The organism is Brachybacterium hainanense, assembly GCF_042434575.1.
GTDB classification, from domain to species: Bacteria; Actinomycetota; Actinomycetes; order Actinomycetales; family Dermabacteraceae; genus Brachybacterium; species Brachybacterium hainanense.
Window position 1 is genome coordinate 97172 of sequence record NZ_JBHLSV010000009.1, and the last position, 17567, is coordinate 114738.

Here is a 17567-nt window from a genome sequence, read left to right on the forward strand (position 1 = left end):
TCGATCGAGATCCGCGCTCGTGGGCCGTCTCCGGGCCCCTAGGCGAAGGCGGGCGTGAGGGGCTTGCCGGCGGCGAGGACGGTGGCGCGGGCGAGCTCTGTGAGGGAGTCGGTGAGTCGACGGTCCCCGCGCAGGCCCTGCTGGTCGTAGATGACCGACAGCTCCGTGCAGCCCAGCACCACGGTGCCGGCGCCGGCCTCGACGGCCGCGGCGACGCACTCCCCGAAGAGCGCGAGGTCCGCGGGGCGCCCGGCCTTGACCTGGTCGTAGATGAGCGTGTTGATGCGGTCCTGGACGGCGCGCGTCGGGATCCATGCCTCCGCGCCCACCTGGTCGAGGGCATGCTGGTAGACCTCGGCGCGGATGTTCCCCTCCGTCGCGAACACCGCGACGGATCCCCCGTCGGCGTCCTCGACGCGGCGGGCGGCCGCGGCGGCCGTGAGGTCGACGATGCTGAGGAAGGGCACGGACGTCGCCGCCTCCGCCTGCTGCACGAAATGGTGCGCCGTGTTGCACGGCATGACCAGGAGCGTCGCCCCGGCGCGCTCGAGCATCCGCGCATCGCGGGCGATGACGATCCCCGGATCCGGCGCGGAGGGATCGAGGATGCGGGCGGTGCGATCCGGGGTGGTGGAGTGCTGGGAGACGAGGAGATCGAGGTGGTCCTGGTCGCTCGCGGCGGAGGTCGCGCGCACCAGCAGGTCGAGGAAGACCCCGGTGGCCGCGGGGCCCAGCCCGCCGAGGACGCCGACCACCTGCGAGGACCAGTGCGCGGGGTCGATCGCGCCGCCGGTCACCGGAAGTCCTCCGGGTGATAGTAGCGGCGGAACTTGCGGACGTAGTTCGCCATCGCCGCCGCGATCATCGCCCAGCGGCGGGGGTCCTTCTCGACGCCCCGGTACAGCAGCGGGTTGCGGACCCGCTTCGCGGCGATGACGCGTCGCAGCTGGTCCTTCGCGTCCGGGAGGGTCGTGTAGCGGCGCACGAGGGCGAGGGGGACGACGGTGTACAGCGCTTCCTCCTGCTCCTGGAGGATCTCCCCCGCCTCTTCGAGCCCGTCGCCGAGGTGCTCGCGCACGTACCAGGTCACGGGGTTGTGCCCGCCGGCGGTCACGTAGTAGTTGGAGCGGCCCAGGCGCGGGTTCAGCTCGAAGAACTTCGTGCGCCCGTCGCGCGCGTCGTGCTTGAGGTCGAAGTTCGCGTACCCGGTCCAGCCCAGCTCGGTGACGAGCTTCTGCGCCTGCGCGACGACGGCCTCGTCGACGGCGGTGATGATCGCCGCGGGGTTCCCGATCGCTCCGGGGCTGTGCTCCTCCAGGAGGGTGCGTCCGTAGGAGGCGAAGCGGATGCGCGAGTCGGCGTCGCAGTAGCAGGTGAGGATCCGCATGGACTGGTCATCTCCCGGGATCCGGTCCTGCACGATCACGGACTCGCGGTACCCCGCGGCGCGGATCCGCTGCAGGAGGGCGATGAGCTCGGGGCGGGAGGCGACCGTGTGCACCTTCTGCTTCCCCTCGAACTGCGCCTTCTTCCATTCGGAGACCTCGGCGGGTTTCGCGATCACGGGGTAGGTGAAGGGCACCTCGAGATCGGGGTCCACCTCGTGGGCGAGGTCGACGACGCGTGTGGCCGGATGGTCGACGCCGACCTTCTCGCACAGGGCCGTGAAGTTCTGCTTCTCGGTGCCGGCGCGGAAGGCGTCCATGCCGACGTAGGGGGCCCTCCAGCCCTCGGGCAGGCGCCCCAGCTGGTCGCGGAGGGCGATGATCGCCTTGACCGTCGCATCGGCCGAGCCCAGCAGGATCACGGGCGCTGTGGTCCTGCCGCGCGCGATCTCCTCGATCACGGGTGCCAGCTGGGCGGCGTCGAAGGGGTCGGCGCAGGTCACGTTCTCGATGATCGCCGAGCGATCCACGTGCCAGCCGCGCAGGCGGCTGATGACGATCGAGCGCACCCCGTAGGCCTCGTGGAAGGCGCGCGCCAGGGAGTAGGCGCCGATGTCGCCGCCCACGATCACAGGCTGGACGGGCGTGGAGGCAGGCGCGGGTGCGGCTTTCGACATGGTCAGCAGTCTAGGCGGCGATCCTCGACATGCGATGCGGACCTCCCTACCCTTGCCTCCATGAGCCCCGACACCGTGAGCCCCGACACCCGCTTCCGCCTCTCCTCGCAGGCGCTGCCCTCCGGCAGCGTCGTGGGCCCCCAGCAGCTCGTGCCGGAGCTGGGCGGCGAGAACCTCTCCCCGGACCTGGCCTGGGAGCTGGTCCCGGAGGACACGGCCTCCTTCGCCCTCACGTGCTACGACCCCGATGCCCCGACCGGTTCGGGATTCTGGCACTGGATCGCGTGGGACATCCCGGCCGATGCGCGATCCCTGCCGCTGGGCCTTCCTCGCGAGGATGCCGTCGTGAAGCAGGCGGCGAACGACTTCGGCCGCATCGGCTACGACGGTCCGCAGCCTCCGCCCGGGGCGCCGCACCGCTACATCTTCACGCTGCACGCCCTCCCCGTCGCGGAGCTCGGCGTGGATCCCTCGGCCCCGCACGTCCAGGCGCGTTTCGCGATCTTCTCCCAGCAGCTGGACGCCGCCTCCTTCACCGTCACCTACAAGGCGAGCTGACCCCTCCGCAGCCTCATACCAGGTGTCGGGCCGGGGCACCAGGGGGAAACACTCATCAACGTCCCCGGTCCTTCCCCTGTCGAGCGTCGCAGGTGCGGATTAGCCTCGGAGTATGCACGCAAGCACCCCAGGCCACCGCATCGGCGGAGCCGTCGATCGGGTCGCCGCTCCCGTCGCCGTCAGCCTCCGGGAGGGCGCAGGATCATCCCTCGGGCTGACACGCTCCCTCCGTCGGTCGGATCCCCGCGCGACGCCGGTCGGGGATGCTGAGGGCATGGCCGCTCGAGACATCTCCCCCGCGCTCAAGGTGCTGCTCACCACCGACTGGTGGGAGCCCGCCGTGAACGGCGTCGTCGCCTCCGTGTCGACGCTGCGCCGCCACCTCGAGATGCTGGGGTGCGAGGTCCGGGTCCTGACGCTCGCCCCGGGGCTGCGCTCGCGCCGCCGCGACGGGGTGTACGAGCTGGGCTCGGTGTCCGCCGCGCTGGTGTACGACCAGGCCCGCATCGGCATGCTCAGCCACCGGCGGATGCTGCGGGAGATCCTCGACTGGGCTCCGGACGTGGTCCACTCCCACTGCGAGTTCTCGACGCATGTCTGGGCCCGGCGGATCGCGCGTGATCTGGACGTCCCCCTGGTGCACACGTACCACACGATCTACGAGGACTACACGCACTACTACTCGCCGAGCCGCACGATGGGCCGCAAGGCCGTCGCCGCCTTCTCCCGCAAGCTGCTGCACAGCACCGACGCGGTGATCGCCCCGACGGCGAAGGTCGCCCGGCTGCTCGAGGGCTACCACGTGGAGCGCCCGGTGCACGTCATCCCGACGGGACTGGACCTGGAGCGTCTGCGTCCGGCCCGGACCGAGGCCGAACGGGCCGATGCCGCGGAGCTGCGCCGCAGGCTCCGCATCGGCCCCGGGGACACGGTGCTGCTGTCGGTGTGCCGCCTGGCGAAGGAGAAGAACGTCGACGAGGTGATCGATCACCTCGCCGCGGCGGATCGACCGGGCGCGGTCCTGGTGATCGTGGGCGATGGCCCCTACCGGGCGGAGCTCGAGGCGAAGGTGGCCCGGCTGGGCATCGGCGCGCAGGTCCGTTTCGTCGGCGTCGTCGATCCCGCGGAGGTCTCGCGCTGGTACCGGATCGGCGACGTGTTCGTCAGCGCCTCCCAGTCCGAGACCCAGGGGCTGACCTTCATCGAGGCGCTCGCCTGCGGCGTGCCGCTGCTGTGCCGCCGGGACCCGTCTCTGGACGCGGTCGTCGTCGAAGGGGTGACGGGCTTCTGCTTCGAGGATGCGGCGGGCTTCGCGGCGGGCCTGGACCGCCTGCTGTCCTCGAGCGCCCTGCGCGCGACCATGTCCGCGGGCGCCCTCGAGCATGCCCGGCGCACCTGCGGCGCCGATGCCTTCGCCCGCTCCGTGGAGGACGTGTACCGCGGGGTCATCGCCCGGCGCGCCGATGCCCGCTACATGAGCGCCGCCCTCACCGCGGTCGGAGCGATGGACCGTTCGCTGGCGATGAGCGCATGAGCCAGGCCCAGGACATGCTGCAGACGGTCCCGACGCTGCCGCGGCCCGTCCGCCCGGCGACCGCCCGGCCCCGTCCCCTGTCGCGCCCGCGCCGCGATCCGCTGCACCGGGCGACCCGTCTCGCGCCCGTTCTGGGCATGGCGCTGTGCGCGGCGCTCGTGGCCTGGGGGATGCAGTCGGGGGTGCTCCGCTCCCTCGAGGGCCTGCAGACCTTCATCGGCTCCCTCGGCGCATGGGGGCCGGTCGTGTTCCTCGCCCTGTCCTTCGCCACCACCGTGTTCCCTCTCATCCCGGGCGGCCTCCTGGTCCCCGCGGCACCGATCCTGTTCGGCCCGGTGGAGGGCACGCTCTACAGCTATCTCGCGATCTGCGCCGGGTCGATCGTCAACTTCGCGATCGCCCGGCAGATGGGGCTCGGGATGATCGAGCGGCGCTTCTCCCCGGCCGCGGTCGAGAAGTACCTCGGCTGGACCCGCCGCCCCGGATTCGCGCGCGCCTTCGCCGTGGCGATCGTGCTGCCGGTGGCGCCTGATGACCTGCTGTGCTACCTCGCCGGGACCACGAAGATGCGCTGGCGCACCTACCTGATGATCATCCTGGCCGGGAAGCCGTGGACGCTGCTGGCCTACGGCCTGGGCGTCTCCGCCGTGGTCACGGAGCTGCTGCCGTGGTGACGCGCACCAGCATCCATGCCTTCTCCAAGGCCGATTCCGTGCAGGGCCAGGGGGTCGGCTCCGCATACCTCGAACAGGTCGCGCTGATCACGGCCGAGCTCTCCGACGAGTTCGACATCGTCGATCGCGCCCGGCGCCCCGGGGACATCAACCACGTGCATTCGATCAACCCGGAGTTCCTCGCCCGGGTGCCGCGCATGCGCCGCCGCGGCACGACGCTGGGCCATGTGCATTTCATCCCGGAGACGGTGCACGACTCGATCAGCCTTCCACGGCCGGCCCGGGCCGTCTTCGACGCGTACATGATGCGCTTCTACCGGTCGATGGACCACCTGGTGACGGTCAACCCGTGGTTCATCCGCAAGCTCGCGGGCGACTACGGCTTCGACCCGTCCCGGATCTCCTTCGTCCCGAACTTCGTCTCCGAGCAGGACTTCCATCCGCTGCGGGACGAGGCGGGGCTCACCGCCGTCCGGGAGCTGCGGGCGCAGCTGGGACTCGACGCGCACCGTCCGGTGGTGCTGTGCGCGGGCCAGCTGCAGGTCCGCAAGGGATTCTTCGATTTCCTCGAGGTGGCCCGGGCCCTGCCCGATGTGCAGTTCCTCTGGGCCGGCGGGTTCTCCTTCGGCCGGATCACGGCCGGGCATGCGCGGATCCAGGAGGCCGCCGAGAACCTCCCGGGCAACGTGCGCCTGCTGGGCATGGTGCCGCGGGAGCGGATGAACCTGTTCATGAATCTCGCGGACTGCTTCTTCCTGCCGTCCTTCGAGGAGCTGTTCCCGATGACGATCCTCGAGGCGATGGCGGCGGGGACCCCGGTCCTGGTGCGCGAGCTCGTGTACTACGAGGGTGTGCTCGGGGACTACGCCGAGCGCATCGAGGCGGAGGCGGGGCAGATCGAGCCCTTCGTGGAGGCGCTCACGGGGATCCTCTCCCCCGGCGCGGCGCAGGAGCGTGCTCGGGACGGCGCTCGCCGCGGCGCCGCGTTCTACGACCGGGCCTCGGTCGCCGGGCAGTGGCGGGGGCTGTACCGCTCCCTCGCCCCGCGCTGAGGAGGGTCGAGCTCTTCCCGGGAGTCAGGGTCTCCCGCGCCACAGCACCATGGCGCCGCTGCTCGAGCGGCGGGGCCGCTGGCCGCGGCGCAGGGTGCTGACCTCGCCGGTCGAGTCCGCGGTGAAGACGCGGGAGTCGGCGCCGGTCATCTTCGCGACGGCGGCGCGGAGGGAGGCGAGCTGTTCGTGGAGGTCGCCGACCTCGTCCTGCAGCTCGAGGATCCGCTTGATGCCGGCGAGGTTGATGCCCTCGTCCTGGGAGAGCCGCTGCACCTCCCGCAGCCGCACCACGTCGCGGGCGCTGTACCGCCGACCGCGGCCTGCGGTGCGCTGCGGGGAGACCAGACCCATCCGGTCGTACTGCCGCAGGGTCTGCGGATGCATGCCCGACAGCTCCGCGGCGACGGAGATGACGAACACCGGGGCGTTCTCATCGATCCGGTGTGCTGGTGCCATGGCGGTGCCTCCTTGTCCTTCCTCCCGTCGCCGGGGCTCGACGCGGACGACCCGGCCGCTGGCGCGACCGGGTCGTGGTGATCAGCGGGCGGCCTCCGCCGCGAGGTCGCTGCGAGGGTCCTGATCCGCGAGCGCCGCGGAGAGGGCCTCGACCGCGGCGAGCGCATCGCCGTCGACCTCCGCGGGGACATCGATCTGGATCGTGACCTTCAGATCGCCGGTCCGCTTCGCCGTCTTCAGGCCGCGACCCTTGGCCCGCAGCACCCGGCCGCCGGGAGTGCCGGGCGCGACCTTCATCTTCACGGTCCCGCCGTCCAGGAGGGGCACGGCGATGACGGTGCCGAGCACGGCCTCGTCGTAGCGGATCGGGACGGTGATGTGCAGATCCGCACCGTCGGCGCTCCAGACGGGGTGCGCGGCCACCTCGAGGGTCAGCAGGAGATCGCCGGGCTTCCCGCCGCGCTGGCCGGGCGAGCCCTTGCCGCGCAGGCGGATCCTCTGGCCGTCGTGCACCCCTGCCGGGATGCGGGCGGTGATGGAGCGGCCACCGACGCTCACGGGGAGCTCGAGCCCCTCCGCCGCCTGGCGGAAGGTGAGCTTCACACGGGCGCTGAGATCCTCCCCCTGCAGAGGGCCGGGCTGCGGGCCTCCCGGCGAGAAGCCGGCCCCGCCGCCCCCGAACATGGAGAAGATGTCGTCCATGGACGGGTTGCCGCCGGCCTGGCCGAAGCGGACGCCGCCGCCCCCGCCGCCGAACATGGCGGAGAAGATGTCCTCGGCGCCGCCGCCCCCGGCCCCGGGGGTGAAGCGGGCGCCGCCCGCGCCCATGGCGCGGATCGCGTCGTACTGCTGGCGCTGCTCGGCATCGTTGAGCACCGAGTAGGCCTCGCCGACGGCCTTGAAGCGGTCCTCGGCGGTGGGGTCGTCGGGGTGGCGGTCCGGGTGCAGCTCCTTGGCCTTCTTCCGGTACGCCTTCTTGATCGCTGCGGAATCCGCGTCCTTCGAGACGCCGAGGACCGCATAGAAGTCCTTGTCGAGCCAGTCCTGTCCGGACATGCGCGCCTCCTTTCAGGAGCGTGTCGCAGGGGAATGTGCTGGGGCGGGCGGGGCCGCCGATGCGCGGTGACATCGGCGGCCCCGCCGTGGTGCGCCGCGTCGAGCGCGGCGGAGGGTCACTGCGGGCCGCGGGTGCCCACCCGGGCCGGACGCAGCACGCGGTCGTGCATGCGGTAGCCGGGCTGCATGACCAGGGTGATCGTGTTGACCTCGACGTCCTCGGAGTCCTCGTGCATGAGGGCCTCGTGGAGGGTGGGATCGAACTCCTCGCCGACGGCGCCGAAGCGCTCCAGCCCGTGGCTCCCGAGGGCGGTCTCGAGCTTCTGGCTGATCGCGTGGAAGGGCGTTCCCTCCACGATGTCGCCGTGCTGTCGTCCCAGGTCGATGTCGTCCAGGACACCGATCAGCGAGGTGAGCACGGAGGCGATCGCCGCCTGCTGACCCGCCTGGGCGCTGGCCTCGATGCGGCGGCGGGAGTTGACGTACTCCGCCTGGTCGCGCTTGAGGGTCTCCGTGAGCTCGGCGACCTGCGCCTCGAGCTCACGGACGCGCTCGGCCTCGGCCGAGGGCTGCTCGCCCTCGGCCGCCGCCTTCTCGAACAGCTCGGCGGCCTCCGCGTCGATCGGATCGACGGGCTCCTCCGTCGGACGGACGCTGCCGTCCTCCGGATTCACCTTGCGCTTGTCGGTGAAGGAGAACCGCGGCTCGCCCTCACGGCCCTCGGCCGGGTCGGGGGTGCTGGGGCTCTCGGACATCACTTCTTCTCCTCGTCCTCGTCCACGATCTCGGCGTCGACGACGTCGTCATCCTCATCGGCCGGGGCACCCTGGCCCTCGCCCTCGCCGGCGGCCTGCGCCTGCGAGTAGATGGCGGTGCCCACGGCCTGCAGCGCCTCGTTGAGGGCGTCGCGCGCGGACTCGAGGTCCTCGGTGGAGGCGTCCTCCTTGGCGAGCACCTCCTTGGCGGAGGAGATGGCGTCCTCGGCCTTGGTGCGGTCGCCGTCTTGGATCTTGTCCGCGTTGTCCTTGAGCAGGGTCTCGCCCTGGTAGACGAGCTGCTCGAGGGTGTTGCGGGCGTCGGCGTTCTTGCGGCGCTCGGCGTCCTCCGCGGCGTGGGCCTCGGCGTCCTTGACCATCCGGTCGATGTCCTCCTCGGAGAGGGCGGAGCCGCCGGTGATCTGGATGGACTGCTCGTTGCCGGTGCCGCGGTCCTTCGCGGTCACGTGGACGATGCCGTTGGAGTCGATGTCGAAGGTGACCTCGATCTGCGGCATGCCGCGCGGGGCCGGTGCGATGCCGGTCAGCTCGAAGGTGCCCAGGAGCTTGTTGTCGCGGGTGAACTGACGCTCACCCTGGAACACCTGGATGGCCACCGAGGGCTGGTTGTCATCGGCCGTCGAGAAGACCTCGGAGGTCTTCGTCGGGATGGCCGCGTTGCGCTCGATGAGCTTGGTCATCACGCCGCCCTTGGTCTCGATGCCGAGGGAGAGCGGGGTGACGTCCATGAGCAGGACGTCCTTGCGGTCACCGGTGATGACGGCAGCCTGCAGGGCGGCGCCCACGGCGACGACCTCATCGGGGTTGACGCCCTTGTTGGGCTCCTTGCCGGTGAGCTCCTTGACGACCTCGGAGACGGCGGGCATGCGGGTGGAGCCGCCGACGAGGACCACGTGGTCGATGTCGGAGACCTTCACGCCGGCGTCCTTGATGACCTGGTGGAAGGGGGCCTTGGTGCGCTCGAGGAGGTCCTTGGTCATGTCCTCGAACTGCGCACGGGTGAGCTTCTCGTCCAGGTGCAGGGGGCCGTTCTCCGTCATGGAGAGGTACTGCAGGGAGATGTTGGTGCTGGAGGCGGAGGACAGCTCCTTCTTCGCCTGCTCCGCGGCCTCCTTGAGGCGCTGCAGGGCGATGCGGTCCTTGCCCAGGTCCACGCCATCCTTGGTCTTGACCTGCGAGATCAGCCAGTCGACGATCTTCTGGTCCCAGTCGTCGCCGCCGAGGCGGTTGTCGCCCGCGGTGGCCTGGACCTGGATGGTCGAGCCGTCCTCGTCCTTGCTCACCTCGAGCAGGGACACGTCGAACGTGCCGCCGCCAAGGTCGAAGACCAGGATCTGCTCGTCGTCCTTGCCCTTCTCGAGGCCGTAGGCGAGCGCAGCCGCGGTGGGCTCGTTGATGATGCGCAGGACGTTGAGGCCCGCGACCTGGCCGGCGTCCTTCGTGGCCTGGCGCTCCGAGTCGGAGAAGTACGCGGGGACGGTGATGACCGCGTCCGTCACGGTCTCGCCCAGGTAGGACTCGGCGTCGCGCTTGAGCTTGCCGAGGATGCGGGCGGAGATCTCCTGCGGGGTGTAGGTCTTGTCGTCGATCTGCTTCGTCCAGTCGGTGCCCATGTGGCGCTTGACGGAGGAGATGGTGCGATCGACGTTGGTGACGGCCTGGCGCTTGGCGACCTCGCCGACGAGGACCTCGCCCTGCTTGGAGAAGGCGACGACCGACGGGGTGGTGCGCAGGCCCTCCGCATTCGCGATCACGGTGGGCTGTCCGCCCTCGAGGACGGCGACGCAGGAGTTGGTGGTTCCGAGGTCGATTCCGACGACACGGGACATGGGTGCCTGCCTTTCTGCGGCGCTGCGCCGCAACGGGTTCGTTCGGGCTGTGCCGGTCGCCGAGGTGACGACCAGACATGAGCTGTACGGACTCAAGTACAGATCCGCGGGTCGACCCTGTCAAACCTACTGTCATCGAACTTGAGCACACCTGACTCAACTACTCCTGCGGCCCCGACATTCCCACCCGCCCCAGATGTGCTCCACGACACACGGATGGTCGGACGGGTACGGTCGTGGAATGGTCGGCACACAGGACGATGGGGACGACTTCACCTTCGTCCCGCACACCCGTCGAGCGATCGACGACGCGGCCGGCTACGCCCACCTCCTCGTCCACGTCCTGCGTGAGAGGCTGGCCCGATGACCCGGCCCTACTCCGGCACCGACTTCTACTGCGACGTGGCGATCCCCGATCCGGGCGCGCTCCGTGTCGTCCACCAGGACGAGCGCGTGCTCGGCTTCCACCACACCCGGCCGTTCTGGGAGGTCCACATCGTGGTCGTGCCGAAGCGCCACATCGGCTCGCTGACGACGGCCGGGCCCGAGGACGAGGCCGATCTGCGGGCTCTGCTCGCCGCGGTGCAGCGCATCGCCCGCGACGTCGAGCAGGAGCACGGCGCGGCGGCGGTGCTCACGAATCTGGGCGCATACCAGGACTCGAAGCACCTGCACGTCCACGTGCATGCAGGGGCGCGGCGCTGATCCCCTGCGCTTCCTCCTCACCTCACCCGGCACCCGGCATCACCGATCGGTCTCTCGGACGGACGCTCGTGAGCATGCCGGGCGCGCCCGAGCGGGAGCCCGTCACAGCTCCCGCTTGAGCCCCACATGGCTCGGCACGTAGCCGAGATTCTCGTAGAACCGCCGGGCGTCGGTGCGCGCGACATCGGTGGTGAGCTGGACCAGGCGTGCGCCCCGCTCCCGTCCCCACGCGTGCGCCCAGAAGAGCATCGCCGTCCCGAGGCCTCCGCCCCGCGCATCCGCGGCGACCCGGACCGCCTCGATCTGGAGGCGGGTGATGCCGCTCCGGGACAGCGACGGGAGGAGCATGAGCTGCAGCGTCGCGAGCAGGGTGCCGGCCGCGTCCCGGACGACGATCACCTCGTTGCCGCCCTGTGCCTCGATGCGGTCGAAGGCCGCGAGATACGGGCCGAGGTCGGCGTCCTCCCGCTCGCGCCCCAGCACGTCATCGCTCAGCAGCGCCACGACCTCCGGGACATCGGCCCGGACGGCGCGGCGGATCGTGAGGGGGCGGCCTGCGAGATCGAGGGTGTCCATGCCCTCGATCATCGCAGGCCGCCGCCCGGGCCCGTGTCAGCTCACGACGGCCCGCGGAGCGCCGATGCCCGGATCGATCCGCGGGACCTCGCCGGCGCCCGGCCGGATGTCGATGTCGAAGATGTCCAGCGGCAGATACACGGTCGCGCAGGCGTTCGGGATGTCGACGACCCCGGAGAAGCGGCCCTCGATCGGCGCGGCGCCCAGCAGCAGGTAGGCCTGCTCCTTCGACCAGCCGAAGGTCGACAGGTAGTCGATCGCGTGCAGGCATGCCCGCTGATAGGCCAGGTGCGAGTCGAGGTAGCGCTGCTCGCCGTCCAGGGTCACCGAGGTGCCGGAGAAGGACAGCCACTGGCTGTGCTGCGGCGGCGTGTTCCCCGGCATGAAGATCGCGTTCTCGCTGACGCCGTACTTCTCCATGCCTCCAGGGATGACGTCGACATGGAAGTCGATGAATCCGCCCATCTCGATGCCGCCGCAGAACGTGATCTCGCCATCTCCCTGCGAGAAATGCAGGTCGCCGACGGAGAAGTTCGCGCCGTCCACGAACACGGGATAGAAGATCCGCGTGCCCTTCGTGAGGTTCTTGATGTCCTGGTTTCCGCCGTTCTCGCGCGGAGGCGCGGTACGGGCGGCCTCCGCGGCGACCCGGCCGCGGTCGGCTTCGGGGACGCCGCCGAGGATCGCTCCGTCGGGCTCCGGCGGCAGCGCGAGAGCGGGGACGCGGTGCGGGTCGGTCGCAATCAGCGCGGCCTCGCGCGAGTTCCACCTCGACAGCAGCTCGGGCGAGGGCGCCGTCCCCATGAGGCCGGGGTGCACGATGCCGGTGAACTCGACGCCGGGCACGTGCCGCGAGGTGGCCTTCCCGCCGCGGAAGTCCCAGACGGCCTTGTAGGCGTCGGGGAACTCGTCGGTGAGGAAGCTGCCGCCGTTGCGCTTCGCGAAGATGCCGGTGTAGCCCCAGCCCTGGCCGGCGAGCGGGCCCTCGTCCTCCTGCGGGATCGGGCCCACGTCGAGGATGTCGACGATCAGGAGATCCCCGGGCTTCGCGCCCTCGATGCGGAAGGGGCCGGAGAGCGTGTGGACCGTGTGCAGCGGCGCGGTCGCGACGTCCTCGGCGGAGTCGTCGTTCTTGATGTAGCCGTCGAACCATTCACGGCAGTCGACGCGGAAGGTGTCGCCGGGGCGCACGCTCACCGCCGGCGGGATCTCGGGGTGCCAGCGGTTGTGGCCCAGGATCTGCTGCTCGGTGAAGGGCTTGGTGGAATCGAGCGGGAAGACGTTCTTCGGCATCGGCCGTTCTCCTTCGTCTCAGGGTGCGGCGGGCGCGTCCTCGAGCCCGCCCGACCGCGTCAGGGACGCGGAAGCTTGGCGTGGCGCGGGTCCCGCGTCACCGGTGCGGAGCGCCGGGACCCGGCTCCGGGCACACGGTCGACGACGGCGGGGGCGTGGGCGCTCGCCTCCGCCGCGCCGATCGCGCGGGCGCGCGCCGAGCCCAGCCTGCTCAGGCCGGGGGCGCTGATGAGCCGGGAGGACTCGCCGCCGCACTCCGGGCACACGATGCTGCGCTCCTCGCTGTGCATCGACAGGGCACGTTCCCGCACATGGCCGCTCTCGCAGCGGAACTCGTACAGGGGCATCGCCACCTCCTCGTGGGTCTCCGGTGCTCCCACCCTAGGCGTCCGCTGCTCGCTACGCTGGCGAAATGCATCAGGAGATCCCTCTGTCCGGCGGGAACGCGAGCGCGGGCGTGGTCCGCGTGGGCGGCACCGTCCGCAAGCCGTCGACGGAGCATTCCCCCGGGGTCCTCGCGTACATGCGCACCCTGCGCGGACGCGGCATCGACCTCCCGGAGCCGATGGGTCAGGACGAGCAGGGGCGCATGGTCACCGAGTACGTGCCCGGCCCGCTCGCGATGGGCTCCCCGCCGCTGACCGGGCCCGAGCTCGCGCGCGTCGGCGGCATGGTCCGGGCGATCCACGACGCCAGCGAGGGCCTCGACGCCGCGCAGCTGGGCCTCGGCCCGGCGCTGATCCCCGTCGATGCGCCGGACCTCGTCTGCCACGGCGATCTCACACCCTGGAACCTCGTGCTCGGCGAGCGCTGGGTCTTCATCGACTGGGACGGCACGGCGGCGAGCACCCGGCTGTGGGATCTCGCCTACTCCGCGCAGGCCTTCACGCTGAACGATGTCGCCGCGGATCCCGCCGTGGCGGCGCAGGACTTCCGCTCGTTCCTCGACGGCTACGGGGCCGATGCCGTGCTGCGTGCCGAGCTGGTCCCGATCCTGTCGCGTCGCGCCTGGGCGATGCACGACATGCTCGAGGCCGCACGTCGTGAGGGTCGCGAGCCCTGGGGGTCGATGTTCCTCTCCGGGCACGGCACCCACTGGCGCGGCGTCGCGCAGTTCCTCGAGCGGAACGTGGATGCGTGGACCGCCGCGCTCATCTGATGTCCATCCTCCGTCCGGCATGTTCGGGAGATGACGGATCTCCTCGTCGCCGGTGATCGCGAGGCCGCTCAGCGGCGCTTCGCCGCGGCCGGACCCGCGTCGCCGAACGCCCAGCGCAGGGCATCGGGCAGGAGGACGCCTCCGTGGTTCGGGCTGTGTCCGCCGTCGCCCAGCACCAGGCGCACGTCGTACCCGGCCTCGGCGAGAGCCGCCCCCGTGCGCAGGTTCTCCGCGAGCCAGTTCATCTCAGCGCGATCGTGGCCGAGGTCGCGGTGCCCGATCTGCAGCAGGACGCGCAGGGCCCGCCGCTCGACCGCGGGGAGGAGCGCGGGGTATGGGTTCCCGCCGGGCATCTGCGCGAAGCTCGCCAGGAAGCACAGCGCGACGCCGAACAGGTCCGGTCGATGCCAGGCGGCGGTGAAGCTCGCGTTCCCTCCGCTGCTGCCGCCGCAGATCGCTCGGCGCGCCGGGTCCCGGGTGATCCGATGTCGCTGCTCGACCAGCGGCAGCACCTCCTCCTCGAGGAACCGCACGTAGGCGTCGTCGTCCGCGTCGTACTCGACGTTCCGCTGACGCATCGCTCCGGGCGGCGCCTCCCTGTCCCGGGTGCCCGAATCAACGAGCACCCCGACGGTCGGCGGGATCGCGCCGCGATGGCAGAGGTTGTCGAGCACGATCCCGGCACGCACCTCGCCCTCGGGGTCGAGGTACAGGCTCCCGTCCTGGACGACGACCAGCGCGGCGTCCGTCGCCTGGTCGACGGTCGCGGGCACGTGGACGTGCACGCGACGGTGCGTACCCGGGAAGACCGCGCTCGACGGGAGGTCGAGCACGGTCGTGGAACCAGCTGGGACCTCGGCCCGGCGCATCGAGTCCGGGCCGTGCGCGTAGTGCACGTCGCGGAGGTCCCGAGGGAGCGGGCGGTACGGGATCGGATCCGTCATGCCGTGCACGCTAGGGTGCCGAGCGCCGCCCGGTCCACGGGTTTTCGGACGGCCGCCTCACCCGCGCGGAAGCAGCGGCTCCGCGAGGCGCCACAGCCCGGTCGCCGCCTGCTCGGGGGTGTCCGTCTCGGACGAGCGGAGCAGGCGGTCGGCGGGGACGAGGCCGCGGAGGACGGCGGCGTCCTCACGCGCGCCGGCGATCACCGTCTCCGGCTCTCCGCGATCCCGCAGCCTCCGCCCACGCACCGCGTCCTCCAGCTCCCAGCCCAGAAGGACGCCGTCGCCGTCGGGGTCCCCGGGATCGGGCACCTGGACCAGAAGGATCACGGGAACGCCCGCACGTCGCACGAATCCGGCGATCCTGGACCACAGACGGTCGTACGCCGGCCAGATCGGTGCGGCCTCCGGGACGGCGATCGGCACGCCCAGCAGCGACCCGTCCTCGAGGATCTCGTCGATGTCCGCGACCACCGCGCGGCCCCGGGCGAGGCCCACCAGATGCGGCAGGACGGTCGTCTTCCCGGTCCCCGGCGGCGCGGCGATCCGCAGCAGGGGCGCGGCCTGCGGGCTCGGGATCATCGGCGTCACCCCCTCACAGGTCCAGGATATCGGCCGGGCGGGGGCTTGCGGCAAGGGCCCCCGCAGAGCGCAGAATCATCGGCCCACCCTCTCCCCGTCCTGGAGGCCCCATGCCCGCCGCGTTCGTGTCCAGCACCGATTCCGAGCATCTCGCGCGCATCGGCCGCGCCCGCGAGCACGCGCTCGCGGACATCGGCGAGCGCATCGCCCGCCTGCTCCGCGCCCCCGTCGGCGACGCGCAGGGGCGCCTCGAGCGCGATGCGGAGATCCATCGCCTGAGCGCGCGTCGGCGGCTCCTGGAGCGATCGGCGGGCGATGCCTGCCTCGGTCGGATCACGCCCGCGGACGGAGGCGCCGCGCTGTACATCGGACGCACGGGCCTGAGCGACGCGGACGGCGAGGTCCTGCTCGTGGACTGGCGCTCCCCGGCGGCCGCCCCCTTCTTCGCGGCGACCCGCGCCCACCCGCTGGGCCTCGCCTCCCGGCGCCGCTACCGCTGGCAGGGCGGCGCGGCGGTCGAGCACTGGGACGAGAGCTTCACGGAGGACGCGGTCGGCGCCGACGCCTCCTATGACGAGGACTCGGCGATCCTGCGCTCCCTCGAGCAGGCGCGGACCCCGCGGATGCGGGACGTGCTCACGACGATCGCCGCGGACCAGGACGCGATCATCCGCGCCGATCCCCGGCGCCCGCTGCTGGTCGAGGGCGGCCCCGGGACGGGCAAGACGGTCGTCGCCCTGCACCGCGCCGCCTATCTCTCGTACACGGATGTGCGGCTGCGCGACCGCTCCGGCGGGATCCTCGTCCTCGGCCCCCACCGGCCCTACCTCGAGTACATCTCCGACGTGCTCCCGGGACTCGGCGAGGAGGACGTGCGCACCTGCGTCCTCGCCGATCTCGTGCCCGAGGGCGCATCAGCCCTCGCCGACCCGGACCCGGAGGTCGCGGCCCTCAAGGGGGACGCGCGCATGGTCGCCGCGATCGAGCCGGCGGTCGCGCTGTACGAGGAGCCGTCGCGGACGGCGATCAAGCTCGGGGTCCACGGCGAGGAGGTGCGGATCGACGCCGCCGACTGGGCCGATGCGTTCGCCGCCGTCCAGCCGGGCACCCCGCACAACGCGGCGCGCCCGCAGATCTGGGAGGAGCTCGCCGAGATCGTCCTCGGCCGGCTCGAGGAGTCGCCGCGCGACGCCGAGGAGGTCCGCTCCCTGCTGGAGCGGCACGGCCCGCTGGTCCGCGAGCTGGAGCGGTCCTGGCCGCTGCTCGAGCCGGCGGACCTCGTGGGCGACCTGTGGGAGGTGCCCGCATACCTGCGGCGCTGCGCCCCCTGGCTCGGGGACGATCAGGCCGCTCGCCTGCGGCGGACGGATCCGCGCGCCTGGACCGAGTCGGACCTGCCGCTGCTGGATGCGGCGCGGCACCGCCTGGGCGATCCGGGGCATGAGCGGGACCGCGCCCGCCGGGAGAGGGCCCGTGCCCGGGCGGCCGCGGAGATGGACTCCCTCGTGGACTACCTGATCGACACCGACGGCTCGGAGATGAGGACCCTGTCGATGCTGCGCGGCGACGACATGGCCGGCGCCCTGCTCGACGCCGCCGTTCCCGCGCGCGAGGAGCGGCGCGAGACGTACGCGCACGTGATCGTCGACGAGGCGCAGGAGCTGAGCGATGCCCAGTGGACCATGGTCCTGCGCCGCTGCCCCTCCCACAGCCTCACGATCGTCGGGGATCGGGCGCAGGCCGCCGCCGGCTTCCCCGGCAGCTGGGCCGAGCGCCTGGCCCGAGCGGGCATCGACCGCCTCGCCGAGGCGGGGCTGCATCTGAACTACCGCACCCCGCAGGAGGTCATGGACGAGGCGGGGCCGATGATCCGTGCGGCCGTCCCCGAGGCGGTCGTCCCGATCTCGGTCCGGGCCTCCGGCGTGCCCGTGCGCCACGGCCGCCCGCGGGACCTCGCCGGGGTGCTCTCGGACTGGGCCGCGCAGCACGAGGGCGGCACCGCCTGCGTGATCGGCGAGCCGGCGCCGTCCCTGCCGGAGGGCGCCGACCCGCGGGTCCGTGCGCTGACCCCGATGCGGGCCAAGGGCCTCGAGTTCGACCTCGTGGTGCTGTGGGAGCCCGGGGCGCTCGGGGCGGGCCGTGCCGGAGCCTCGGCCCGCTACGTCGCGATGACCCGGGCGACGCGGGAGCTCGTGGTGCTCGGCGAGCTCGGGCGCGCCGAGACGACCGCAGGTCTGCAGCAGCAGGATCATCGCCGGGAGACGGCCGGGAGACGGGAGCACGTCATCCCCGGATCCTCCCGAACGTGACAGAT

The 17567-nt window shown here is 71.9% G+C and carries 19 protein-coding genes; 8 read left to right on the forward strand and 11 right to left on the reverse strand.

Translation table 11 applies throughout. The annotated features are described in order from the left end of the window. Positions 1-38: 38 nt before the first annotated feature. A complete protein-coding gene (gene cuyB, locus ACFFF6_RS09300) occupies positions 39-797 on the reverse strand; it encodes a cysteate racemase (protein WP_376980084.1) in 759 nt (252 codons plus the stop codon). Further along, on the reverse strand, positions 794-2062 hold the full coding sequence (locus tag ACFFF6_RS09305; RefSeq protein WP_376980085.1) for a carboxylate--amine ligase: 1269 nt from the start codon (positions 2060-2062) through the stop codon (positions 794-796). The genes cuyB and ACFFF6_RS09305 overlap by 4 nt, the downstream gene beginning before the upstream one ends. Before the next feature lie 60 nt (positions 2063-2122). Here ACFFF6_RS09305 and ACFFF6_RS09310 point away from each other — a divergent pair, with 60 nt between their 5' ends. From ACFFF6_RS09310 to ACFFF6_RS09325, 4 genes are all read left to right on the forward strand, one after another. After that, positions 2123-2620 (forward strand): YbhB/YbcL family Raf kinase inhibitor-like protein, encoded by a 498-nt coding sequence (locus ACFFF6_RS09310; RefSeq protein ID WP_376980086.1) that lies wholly within the window; start codon positions 2123-2125, stop codon positions 2618-2620. A gap of 274 nt (positions 2621-2894) precedes the next feature. Continuing rightward, positions 2895-4154: a glycosyltransferase family 4 protein gene (locus ACFFF6_RS09315; RefSeq protein WP_376980087.1), complete on the forward strand. Its 1260-nt coding sequence runs from the start codon at positions 2895-2897 to the stop codon at positions 4152-4154. Then, complete coding sequence (locus ACFFF6_RS09320) at positions 4151-4828, forward strand: TVP38/TMEM64 family protein (RefSeq protein WP_376980088.1); 678 nt, start codon at positions 4151-4153, stop codon at positions 4826-4828. Before ACFFF6_RS09315 ends, ACFFF6_RS09320 begins: the two co-directional genes overlap by 4 nt. Then, positions 4822-5880 carry a glycosyltransferase family 4 protein gene (locus ACFFF6_RS09325; protein ID WP_376980089.1) on the forward strand — a complete coding sequence of 353 codons (1059 nt, stop codon included), beginning with the start codon at positions 4822-4824 and terminating at the stop codon, positions 5878-5880. The genes ACFFF6_RS09320 and ACFFF6_RS09325 overlap by 7 nt, the downstream gene beginning before the upstream one ends. A 24-nt stretch (positions 5881-5904) precedes the next feature. Here ACFFF6_RS09325 and ACFFF6_RS09330 read toward each other — a convergent pair whose 3' ends face one another. The 4 genes from ACFFF6_RS09330 to dnaK all read right to left on the reverse strand — a co-directional run bounded on the left by ACFFF6_RS09330 (position 5905) and on the right by dnaK (position 9997). Continuing rightward, on the reverse strand, positions 5905-6336 hold the full coding sequence (locus ACFFF6_RS09330) for a heat shock protein transcriptional repressor HspR (protein ID WP_376980090.1): 432 nt from the start codon (positions 6334-6336) through the stop codon (positions 5905-5907). Positions 6337-6417: 81 nt separating this feature from the next. Then, positions 6418-7392, reverse strand: a complete 975-nt coding sequence (locus ACFFF6_RS09335; RefSeq protein ID WP_376980091.1) for a DnaJ C-terminal domain-containing protein — start codon at positions 7390-7392, stop codon at positions 6418-6420. Between the two features lie 116 nt (positions 7393-7508). Beyond that, entirely contained in the window at positions 7509-8147 is a 639-nt protein-coding gene (locus ACFFF6_RS09340; protein ID WP_376980092.1) for a nucleotide exchange factor GrpE, read from the reverse strand. Then, positions 8147-9997, reverse strand: coding sequence for a molecular chaperone DnaK (gene dnaK / locus ACFFF6_RS09345; RefSeq protein WP_376980093.1), 1851 nt, complete (start codon positions 9995-9997; stop codon positions 8147-8149). Before dnaK ends, ACFFF6_RS09340 begins: the two co-directional genes overlap by 1 nt. Before the next feature lie 241 nt (positions 9998-10238). On the opposite strand from dnaK, the gene ACFFF6_RS09350 reads away from it, so the two are divergent. Beyond that, the gene (locus ACFFF6_RS09350; RefSeq protein WP_376980094.1) at positions 10239-10364 is read left to right on the forward strand and encodes a hypothetical protein; all 126 of its coding nucleotides are present in this window, start codon (positions 10239-10241) and stop codon (positions 10362-10364) included. After that, a complete protein-coding gene (locus ACFFF6_RS09355) occupies positions 10361-10702 on the forward strand; it encodes an HIT domain-containing protein (RefSeq protein ID WP_376980095.1) in 342 nt (113 codons plus the stop codon). The genes ACFFF6_RS09350 and ACFFF6_RS09355 overlap by 4 nt, the downstream gene beginning before the upstream one ends. A 102-nt stretch (positions 10703-10804) precedes the next feature. Here ACFFF6_RS09355 and ACFFF6_RS09360 read toward each other — a convergent pair whose 3' ends face one another. The 3 genes from ACFFF6_RS09360 to ACFFF6_RS09370 are packed head-to-tail and all read right to left on the reverse strand — an operon-like array spanning position 10805 to position 12918. Beyond that, complete coding sequence (locus tag ACFFF6_RS09360; protein ID WP_376980096.1) at positions 10805-11278, reverse strand: GNAT family N-acetyltransferase; 474 nt, start codon at positions 11276-11278, stop codon at positions 10805-10807. A gap of 36 nt (positions 11279-11314) precedes the next feature. Beyond that, on the reverse strand, positions 11315-12571 hold the full coding sequence (gene fmdA, locus ACFFF6_RS09365; RefSeq protein WP_376980097.1) for a formamidase: 1257 nt from the start codon (positions 12569-12571) through the stop codon (positions 11315-11317). A gap of 59 nt (positions 12572-12630) precedes the next feature. Then, positions 12631-12918, reverse strand: coding sequence for an FmdB family zinc ribbon protein (locus tag ACFFF6_RS09370; protein ID WP_376980098.1), 288 nt, complete (start codon positions 12916-12918; stop codon positions 12631-12633). A gap of 65 nt (positions 12919-12983) precedes the next feature. Here ACFFF6_RS09370 and ACFFF6_RS09375 point away from each other — a divergent pair, with 65 nt between their 5' ends. Continuing rightward, complete coding sequence (locus ACFFF6_RS09375; RefSeq protein WP_376980099.1) at positions 12984-13730, forward strand: phosphotransferase; 747 nt, start codon at positions 12984-12986, stop codon at positions 13728-13730. A gap of 68 nt (positions 13731-13798) precedes the next feature. Here the strand turns inward: ACFFF6_RS09375 and ACFFF6_RS09380 are convergent, their stop codons facing one another. Further along, complete coding sequence (locus ACFFF6_RS09380) at positions 13799-14674, reverse strand: alpha/beta hydrolase (protein WP_376980100.1); 876 nt, start codon at positions 14672-14674, stop codon at positions 13799-13801. Between the two features lie 57 nt (positions 14675-14731). Next, entirely contained in the window at positions 14732-15253 is a 522-nt protein-coding gene (locus ACFFF6_RS09385; RefSeq protein ID WP_376980101.1) for a DEAD/DEAH box helicase family protein, read from the reverse strand. A gap of 110 nt (positions 15254-15363) precedes the next feature. Here ACFFF6_RS09385 and helR point away from each other — a divergent pair, with 110 nt between their 5' ends. Next, a complete protein-coding gene (gene helR, locus ACFFF6_RS09390) occupies positions 15364-17562 on the forward strand; it encodes an RNA polymerase recycling motor ATPase HelR (protein ID WP_376980102.1) in 2199 nt (732 codons plus the stop codon). Positions 17563-17567: the final 5 nt, after the last annotated feature.

Coding starts and splice junctions, on each gene's coding strand:
- ACFFF6_RS09305 (WP_376980085.1), bottom strand. CDS start 2,062: ATGTCGAAAGCCGCACCCGCGCCTGCCTCCACGCCCGTCCAGCCTGTG.
- ACFFF6_RS09310 (WP_376980086.1), top strand. CDS start 2,123: ATGAGCCCCGACACCGTGAGCCCCGACACCCGCTTCCGCCTCTCCTCG.
- ACFFF6_RS09315 (WP_376980087.1), top strand. CDS start 2,895: ATGGCCGCTCGAGACATCTCCCCCGCGCTCAAGGTGCTGCTCACCACC.
- ACFFF6_RS09320 (WP_376980088.1), top strand. CDS start 4,151: ATGAGCCAGGCCCAGGACATGCTGCAGACGGTCCCGACGCTGCCGCGG.
- ACFFF6_RS09330 (WP_376980090.1), bottom strand. CDS start 6,336: ATGGCACCAGCACACCGGATCGATGAGAACGCCCCGGTGTTCGTCATC.
- ACFFF6_RS09335 (WP_376980091.1), bottom strand. CDS start 7,392: ATGTCCGGACAGGACTGGCTCGACAAGGACTTCTATGCGGTCCTCGGC.
- ACFFF6_RS09340 (WP_376980092.1), bottom strand. CDS start 8,147: ATGTCCGAGAGCCCCAGCACCCCCGACCCGGCCGAGGGCCGTGAGGGC.
- dnaK (WP_376980093.1), bottom strand. CDS start 9,997: ATGTCCCGTGTCGTCGGAATCGACCTCGGAACCACCAACTCCTGCGTC.
- ACFFF6_RS09350 (WP_376980094.1), top strand. CDS start 10,239: ATGGTCGGCACACAGGACGATGGGGACGACTTCACCTTCGTCCCGCAC.
- ACFFF6_RS09355 (WP_376980095.1), top strand. CDS start 10,361: ATGACCCGGCCCTACTCCGGCACCGACTTCTACTGCGACGTGGCGATC.
- ACFFF6_RS09360 (WP_376980096.1), bottom strand. CDS start 11,278: ATGGACACCCTCGATCTCGCAGGCCGCCCCCTCACGATCCGCCGCGCC.
- fmdA (WP_376980097.1), bottom strand. CDS start 12,571: ATGCCGAAGAACGTCTTCCCGCTCGATTCCACCAAGCCCTTCACCGAG.
- ACFFF6_RS09370 (WP_376980098.1), bottom strand. CDS start 12,918: ATGCCCCTGTACGAGTTCCGCTGCGAGAGCGGCCATGTGCGGGAACGT.
- ACFFF6_RS09375 (WP_376980099.1), top strand. CDS start 12,984: ATGCATCAGGAGATCCCTCTGTCCGGCGGGAACGCGAGCGCGGGCGTG.
- ACFFF6_RS09380 (WP_376980100.1), bottom strand. CDS start 14,674: ATGACGGATCCGATCCCGTACCGCCCGCTCCCTCGGGACCTCCGCGAC.
- ACFFF6_RS09385 (WP_376980101.1), bottom strand. CDS start 15,253: ATGATCCCGAGCCCGCAGGCCGCGCCCCTGCTGCGGATCGCCGCGCCG.
- helR (WP_376980102.1), top strand. CDS start 15,364: ATGCCCGCCGCGTTCGTGTCCAGCACCGATTCCGAGCATCTCGCGCGC.